This is a genomic window from Adlercreutzia sp. CNCM I-6215, from assembly GCF_977072315.1.
In genome coordinates, this window is sequence record NZ_CDRVMA010000026.1 from 1 (window position 1) to 7,483 (window position 7,483).

Genomic DNA, 7,483 nt, shown 5'->3' on the forward strand with positions numbered 1-7,483 from the left:
TCGACGAGGGAGGGCGCAAGGTGTACGATACGATAGCCGGCCGCAGGAGGCGGCTGGGGCTGGCCGCCTAGGCCGTCCGGAAAAACGTCCGCACCCCCTGGGAAATGGAAAAACTGACCAAATAGTCACATTTTCCATTTCCCATTTCGCTCTATCGGGGAAAGAGAAGCGAGAGTTTAGGCTTTGCGACGCAAAAGGGCGAGGAAGTGGGCGTCGGGGCCGCCGGGCTCTAAAACGGTGGAGAAGAACGGCAGCTCGATGTCGAGGTCGGGGTTTCGGCAGGGCACCACCTCGAAGGCGGCACCGGCCTCGGTGGCCAGGAAGGCCTCCACGGCATCGGCGTTCTCCTCGTGGGTGACGGTGCAGGTGGCGTAGGCCAGAATGCCGCCGGGAGCCACATGGGATGCCGCCGATTCCAAGAGACGTGCGTCCAGCTCGGCCGATTCGGCAATGGTTTCGGGGCGCAGGCGCCAGCGGATGTCCGCATGACGCCGGAGCGTGCCCAGCCCCGTGCACGGGGAGTCGATGAACACGCGATCGAAAGTGCGCTCGCCCACCAGGGCGTCCAAGTCGGTGGCGTCGCCGATGATGGCCTCGCTCACGTGCGCCCCGTACTGCTCGGCGCGCTCTTGGAGCAGCTTGGTCTTGAAGGCGTGCACGTCAACGGTGACGTACTCGGGGATCTGCTTGCCGTATCGCCGGTAGGCGATGCTCTGGTCGAGGATGGTCTTCGTGGCGCGGCCGGCGCCGATCTCCAAGAACGACTCCGGTGCCGTATCTCCCACCACCAGATCCGCCACTGCCTGGGAGGTGGCGTCGGACACGAGAAGCAAGCCCTGGTTCATCATGCGGCGCACACGGCCATCGAGCAGGGGCACGCCCGACGCCACTTTGTAGCAGCCGGGTACGGCACAGCCGCCCAGCGCCATGGCTTCAGGCTCAGCGTGAGCCGCTGCGAGAACCGAGACGACCTCCTCGTCGGTGGCGGCCTTCAGCGCGTTGACGGCGATGTAGACCGGAGCCGGCTCGTTCGAGGCTACCATGAAGTCGCGGGCGCCCTCGGGCCCGAGCTCTGCGATGAGCCGCTTGGCGAGCCACACCGGGAAACCGTGCAGCCGCGCATAGGCGGCGATATCAGTGCGCGGGTCGCCGAAGGGGAAGGCCTCTTTGGCGCGCGCCACGCGGCGCAGCACCGCATTGGCGAGACCGCCCGCGCGCGGCGCCACCGACTTCACCAGCTCGACGCCCTGATCGACGGCGGCATGGGGGCTCTTCTGCAAAAAGACGATCTCGTAGGCCGACAGGCACAGCGCGTCGCGCACTGCCGGGGCCGCATCGTCGGGCGAGTCCATGCAGCCCGTGATGATGTCCTCCAGGGTGCCGCGCGTGCTGACCACGCCCAGCACGAGCCGGGTGGCGAAGGCCCGATCCTCCCGCGACAGGGGCGAGATATCGATGGTCTTGGCGATGATGTCCTGGGCGAACGCGTCGCGCTCCCTCAGCTGGTGGATGGCCGCCAGGGCAAGCTCGCGGGCCGTCGTGGCCTTGTGGGCCTTCTGCCGGCGCACCTGGTCGCGGCGCGGCGCGCCTCCGCGGCCGCCGTCGCGAGGCCCATCGAAGCGCGGGCCGCGATCCTGCGGGACGTCTTGGTCGGGGGCCGCCATGAGCTTGCCGTCGATGAACACCTCGCGCGGGTGGCCCGCCTCGCGGGAATCGCGCCGAGGGCCGCGGCCTGTGCGCGGGCTGAAATCCTTGCGGGGGGCGCTCCCACCAGTTGGCTTGCCATCGCGGGCACGGAAGTCCTTCCGGTCGGCGCCGGATCGCTGCTCGTCACGCGGGCCCCGGTCGTCCTTGCGGAATCCGCCGGGCTTGCCGTCCTTGCGGTAGCCGCCGGGCTTCCCGTCGCGGGGGCCGCGATCATCCTTGCGGAAGCTACCCGGCTTCCCGTCTTTGCGGAACCCGCCGGGCTTGCCCCCTTTGCGGAAGTCGCTCGGCTTCCCGTCACGAGGCCCCCGGTCATCCTTGCGGTAGCCACCCGGCTTGCTGTCTTTGCAGAACCCGCCGGGCTTGCCCCCTTTGCGGAAGTCGCCGGACTTTCCGCCGGGGCGCGGCCCGCGGTTCTGCCGCGCGCCGCCCTGGGCGTTGCGATCGCCCTGGCTCGCTCGGTCGTAGGATCGTCTCTGGTTGTGGGATCGATGATCGTTATGCACGGGACCATGTTCCTTCCTCGCCCCGCAGCGCGGGGACGCCGGCGGCAAACGAGCGCGCGTCCATGGCGCGCTTGCCGTCCGGTTTTACTTCGGTTACTTCCAAGACCCCCTCGGCGCAGCCGAGAAGCAGTCGGTTCGCGATAAGGGCCGCCGCGCCGGAGCCCAGGCGGTCGGCGGGAGCATCGTCGGCCACGCGGGCCGCCAGCACCGTCAGCGGCCGGCCGGCGACGACGGCCCGGGCGGGATGGGCGGCGCCCGAGGCACGCACGCGGCGATCGTTCGCAACGGCGCTCTCGGCAGGATCGAGGTTCAGCTCGCCTTTGGCGATCTTCTCGGCGTAGGTGACCAGCGCCTCGTCCTGGGCCACCCAGCGCAGGTTGCCGCCCTCGGCCTGGGCCAGCGCCGTGAGCAGCGCGCTGGCGCCCAGGGCTGCCAGCTCCTCGGTGAGCTCGGCGGCTGTGCGCGAACCTGCGGGCAGCGAGCGGCACACGCAGTAGTCGCCGGTGTCGAGCCCCTCCTCCATGGCCATGATGCACACGCCGATCTCCTCGTCGCCGGCGAGGATGGCCCGCTCGATGGGGGCCGCCCCGCGCCAGCGCGGAAGCAGGGACCCGTGCACGTTCAGGCAGCCGAAGGGCGGCAGGTCGAGCACCTCCTTGGGGAGAATCGCCCCGTAGGCCGCCACGCAGATGACATCGGGCGCGAACGCGGCGAGCTCCGAGAGCACCGCGGCGTCGCGCAGCGTGCGCGGCGTTCGCACGGGAAGACCGCGGCGCTCGGCCACTTCCTTCACCGGGGAGGGTACGAGCGCCTTTCCCCGGCCGCGCACGGCGTCGGGACGCGTGTAGACGGCCGCGATCTCGTGGAACTCCGCCAACTCGTCCAAGATTTCCGCCGCGAAGCGGGGCGTTCCCATGAAGACGACGCGCACGCTACTTCACCTCGATATCGGTGTCGCCCGGGCGGGCGCCGGCGGCCTTGGCCTCCTCGTAGGCGCGCAGCGCCTCGATGCGGGTCACCGGATCGCAGCTCTCGAAGAGCGTCTTGCCGTTCAAGTGGTCGATCTCGTGCTGCAGGCAGCGGCCGAGCAGGCCGTCGCCCTCGATCTCCCACAACTCGCCGTCCAAATCGTAGTACTGGACGCGGGCCCACGGCTGGCGCTTCACCGGCACGGTGACGCCGGGGCACGAAAGACAGCCCTCGCCGCCCTCCTCCGGCTCGCCGGCCAATTCCACGATCTCGGGGTTCACGAGCACGATGGGGTTCTTCTCCCCCTTCTCGCCGTCCCAGTCGACGTCGATGACGACCAGGCGCTTGGTGACGCCCACCTGGGGGGCGGCGATGCCGCAACCGTAGTTCTTGTACATGGCGTGGGCCATCTGCTTGGAGAGACGCTTAAGCGACTTGTCGCCGGGCTCGCACGGCTCGCAGACCGTGGCGAGAATGGGATCGGGGGAAATAACAATGGGAAGCACGGTATTCCTTACTCTGTATAGTGAAGTGTCAATGCGCTGCGGCAACCCCGGGCAGCTCTGAAATGGCCCGGGATCGTATCAGTTGCTTGGGACATTGTGAAGCGCGAGGCCCCTCCTGTCCAGATGACCCGCGAAATCTACGGACGGACGGCGCCCCCTACGGGGAGGGGTGAAACGCGGAGATGGAGCGCCGCGGCGGGTGCCCTAGCTGGCGGGCAGCGCTCGGTGGGCGACGCGACGGGCGGCCACGTCCATCTGCAAGGTGGTAACGGCCGCGTGCAGCAGCTCGGCCTCCTCGGCGTCGGCCCCGGCGTTCATCTGGGCCGTGAGCGCCCCGATGGCCTCCTCGGCATCGCCCAGGGCCAGCTCCTCGGCCAGGTAGGCGCCGATGGCCTCCGGGGTGCTCGACGGGTAGGACGACCCGGCGGTGAGCACGCGGGCGGCATGGGGCGTGGCGAGCGTCGCCTTCGTGACGATGTCGGCCGGCGCGGCCCCCGGGTTCTCGGAGAGGGTCGCGAGCACGCTCTCGGCCAGAAGGCGGTGCACCTCCTCGTGCCACTGCACCTGGGCCAGCGCATCGGCATGGGCGAGCCCCACAAGGGGATGCTGGCAAGCGAGCGCCAGAAACTCCCGCTCGAAGCGCAGGCGGTTGCGCTCGGCCTGGGAAAGCGCGCGGCGCACAGGTCGGGGCGCGGGGGCCTCGGGCCCGGTCTCCTCCTCGGGGGCGCCGCGGGGCGTCTCCAGGGCTGCCAGCCGCTCCAGCACGTCGGCCTCCTCGATGCCGAGGCGCCCGTGGGCCCGCAGGCGCGACCAGGTGCGCACGGCGTAGTCCTTCGCCACCAGCGTGTCCTTGATGGGGGCGAGCACCGCCAGGCACGCGTCCAGCGCGCGATCGCGGCCGGGGGCGGTATCCAGGTCGAAGCTGTCGAGGCGCCGTTCGAGGCCGAACTCGATGAGCGGGAGCGCCCCTTCCACCACCGCCTCCAAAGCCTGCGCGCCCTCCGCCTGCACGAACTCGGCCGGATCCTGGTTGCTCGGCAGGGTGACGGCCAGAAGCTCCACGGAGTTGCGGTTCTTGTCGGAGATGCTCTCGCCGATGAAGGCCAGGGCGCGGTCGGCCGCCTTCTGACCCGCCGCGTCGCCGTCGAACAGGTAGACGATCTTCTTGGGCGCGTGCTTGGCGAGCACCCGGATGTGCCGCATGGTGAGCGCCGTGCCCAGGGTGGCCACCACGTTGGTGACGCCCGCCTCGTGCAGCGCAATGACGTCGGTGTAGCCTTCCACTACGATGGCGCAGCCGGTAGAGGCCATGCGCGCCTTCGCCTGGTCGAGCCCGTAGAGCACCTGGGACTTGTGGAACAGCGGCGTTTCCTGGGAGTTCAGGTACTTCGGCTCGCCGGCGCCGATGACGCGGCCGCCGAAGGCCACGCAATCGCCCTGGGCGTCGAAGATGGGGAACATCACGCGTTCGTAGAAGCGGTCGCGCACCGGGCCCCCGCGCCCGTCGAGGGCCACGTTGGCGCGGATCATCTCGTCGGGTTTGAAGCCCAAAGCCGAAAGATGCCGGACGAGCGCCCCGCGCCCGGGGGCGTAGCCGAGCATCCACTTCTTCGGCACCTCGCCGCCGAAGCCGCGGGAGGCCAGGTACTTCCGTGCGGCGTCCGGCCCCTCGCCGCGCCCGCGCATGAGCTGGGTGTGGTAGAACTCGGCCGTGCGCGCGCAGATCTCCTTCATACGGCTCTTCACCGAGCGCGACACGCCCCCGCCCCGCGCGTCCTCCGCGATGTCGATGTGGGCGCGGTCGGCCAGATAGCGCACGGCCTCGGGAAAGTTGAAGTCCTCGGTCTTCATGATGAACGAGAAGACGTCGCCCCCTTCCCCGCAGCCGAAGCAGTGCCACAGCTGGGTGGCGGGGTCGATCTTGAACGAGGGGGTCTTCTCCTGATGCAGCGGGCAGCAGCACCAGAAGTCGCGGCCCTTCTGCTTGACGGGGGTGCGCTCGCCGATGACCGCCACGAGATCGCTCGCGTCGCGAACTTTCTGGATATCCTCGTCGCTGATGCCGGCCACGCGCCCCCGCTTTCTCTTCGTCGTTTTCTGGAAAGTATAGCACCTCGTTCGCAAACAGATGTTCCTCAAGCTACAATAGCGGCAAAACTAACGATCAGCGAAAGCGAGCGAGCCATGGCAGAGAACAACGTCCCCTACCTTACCCTCGATCCCGACGTGGAAGAGGCCATCCGGGCCGATCGGGCCGCCGGGCGAACGAGCCCCTACCGCACCGACGACGACGCCGTGGTGCGCCGCGAGGACTTCGCCCACGACCGGGCCACGCTCACGCGCCCGGCCTTCGTGCGCGACATCGAGAAGATCTTGAACCTGCCCGCCTACAACCGCTATGCCGACAAGACCCAGGTGTTCTCCTTCGCCGAGAACGACGAGATCTCGCGGCGCGGCCTGCACGTGCAGCTGGTGAGCCGCGTGGCCCGGGGCATCGGGAGCCTGCTCGGGCTGAACTGCGACCTCATCGAGGCCATCGCGCTGGGCCACGACACGGGCCACACGCCCTTCGGCCACGCCGGCGAGCGCTTTCTGTCGGCCTGCTACCACGCGCGCACCGGGCGCACCTTCAACCACAACGTGCACTCGGTGCGGGTGCTCGACAACCTGTACCGCCGCAACATCTCGCTGCAGACGCTCGACGGTGTGCTCTGCCACAACGGCGAGTTCGCCCAGCAGGTGCTGCGCCTGGGAGAGACGGCCACGTTCGAGCAGCTGGACAACTTGGTGGAGGCCTGCACGGCCGACGAGTCCACCATCAAGACCCTGCGCCCTTCCACGCTGGAGGGCTGCGTGGTGCGCGTGGCCGACATGATCGCCTACATCGGCAAGGATCGCCAGGACGCGCTGGCCATGGGGGTCATCGATTCGCTTTCCCCCTTCGATTCCGAGGCGATCGGCGTGACCAACGCGAAGATCATCAACAACCTCACCGTGGACATCGTGAACAACTCCTACGGCAAGCCGGAGATTGCCATGAGCGAGGAGGTCTTCCGCGACCTGAAGCTGGCGAAGAAGCAGAACTACGAGGTCATCTACTTGAAAGAGGGCATGGTGGACGACACCGAGAACCTCGTGGAGGAGATGTTCGAGGAGATGTACGCGCGGCTGCTTTCCGACCTTTTGGAAGAGCGCCGGGAAAGTCCCATCTTCCAGCACCACGTGCAGCGCCTCGCCGCGGCATCGCGGTCCATCGTGCCTGCGGAGTACCTGGCCGGCGAGCCGAACCAGATCGTGGTGGACTACATGGCCTCCATGACTGACAGCTACTTCATGGCCATCTACCGCCACCTGTTCCCCAAAAGCCGTCGCAAGATCCAAACCCGCGGCTATTGCGCGGATCTCATCTAACCCTTACTAATCAGATTCGCTAGCTTGCAAACCCGAACGCACGTCCCACTCTTTGTTTTCTGCACGATTTGGAAAATGTGCTATTTTGGAGCTTGCACAAGATTCCCACGATAACGGACTCCAGAAAAGCACATTTTCCAAATTGCTCTTTCCAAAATTACACATTTTCCAAATCACGGCGATGCAATTATGCGAGTGCTAATTTTTTGCAATCGCTCTACCAGGCTTTTCTCGAAGTCTGTAATTCTATCCTCCGCATATTAAACATTCAGATTTGGAAAATGTGCTTTAAATCCTCCTTTGCAGAATGTGGGTAGCGCATCCGCCGCCGCGCGCGTTGCCCTATAATCGCAGGCAACAGAACATCCATCCGCGAGACCGCCCGGA

The 7,483-nt window shown here is 67.3% G+C and carries 5 protein-coding genes; 1 reads left to right on the plus strand and 4 read right to left on the minus strand.

Annotation, left to right across the window (positions count from 1 at the left end; all coding sequences use genetic code 11):
• Nucleotides 1-176: 176 nt before the first annotated feature.
• The 4 genes from ACW4LP_RS12110 to dnaG all read right to left on the minus strand — a co-directional run bounded on the left by ACW4LP_RS12110 (nt 177) and on the right by dnaG (nt 5,755).
• Nucleotides 177-2,210, minus strand: a complete 2,034-nt coding sequence (locus ACW4LP_RS12110) for a transcription antitermination factor NusB (RefSeq protein ID WP_114540645.1) — start codon at nt 2,208-2,210, stop codon at nt 177-179.
• A complete protein-coding gene (gene fmt, locus ACW4LP_RS12115; protein ID WP_114549758.1) occupies nt 2,203-3,141 on the minus strand; it encodes a methionyl-tRNA formyltransferase in 939 nt (312 codons plus the stop codon). The genes ACW4LP_RS12110 and fmt overlap by 8 nt, the downstream gene beginning before the upstream one ends.
• A gap of 1 nt (nt 3,142) precedes the next feature.
• Nucleotides 3,143-3,685: a peptide deformylase gene (gene def, locus ACW4LP_RS12120; protein ID WP_022739980.1), complete on the minus strand. Its 543-nt coding sequence runs from the start codon at nt 3,683-3,685 to the stop codon at nt 3,143-3,145.
• Between the two features lie 204 nt (nt 3,686-3,889).
• The gene (gene dnaG, locus ACW4LP_RS12125; RefSeq protein WP_114549757.1) at nt 3,890-5,755 is read right to left on the minus strand and encodes a DNA primase; all 1,866 of its coding nucleotides are present in this window, start codon (nt 5,753-5,755) and stop codon (nt 3,890-3,892) included.
• A gap of 114 nt (nt 5,756-5,869) precedes the next feature.
• On the opposite strand from dnaG, the gene ACW4LP_RS12130 reads away from it, so the two are divergent.
• Complete coding sequence (locus ACW4LP_RS12130; protein ID WP_114540641.1) at nt 5,870-7,096, plus strand: deoxyguanosinetriphosphate triphosphohydrolase family protein; 1,227 nt, start codon at nt 5,870-5,872, stop codon at nt 7,094-7,096.
• Nucleotides 7,097-7,483 lie beyond the last annotated feature (387 nt).

Bases quoted from the DNA above. Each gene is read 5' to 3' on its own strand.
- ACW4LP_RS12130 (WP_114540641.1), top strand. From the start codon at position 5,870: ATGGCAGAGAACAACGTCCCCTACCTTACCCTCGATCCCGACGTGGAA.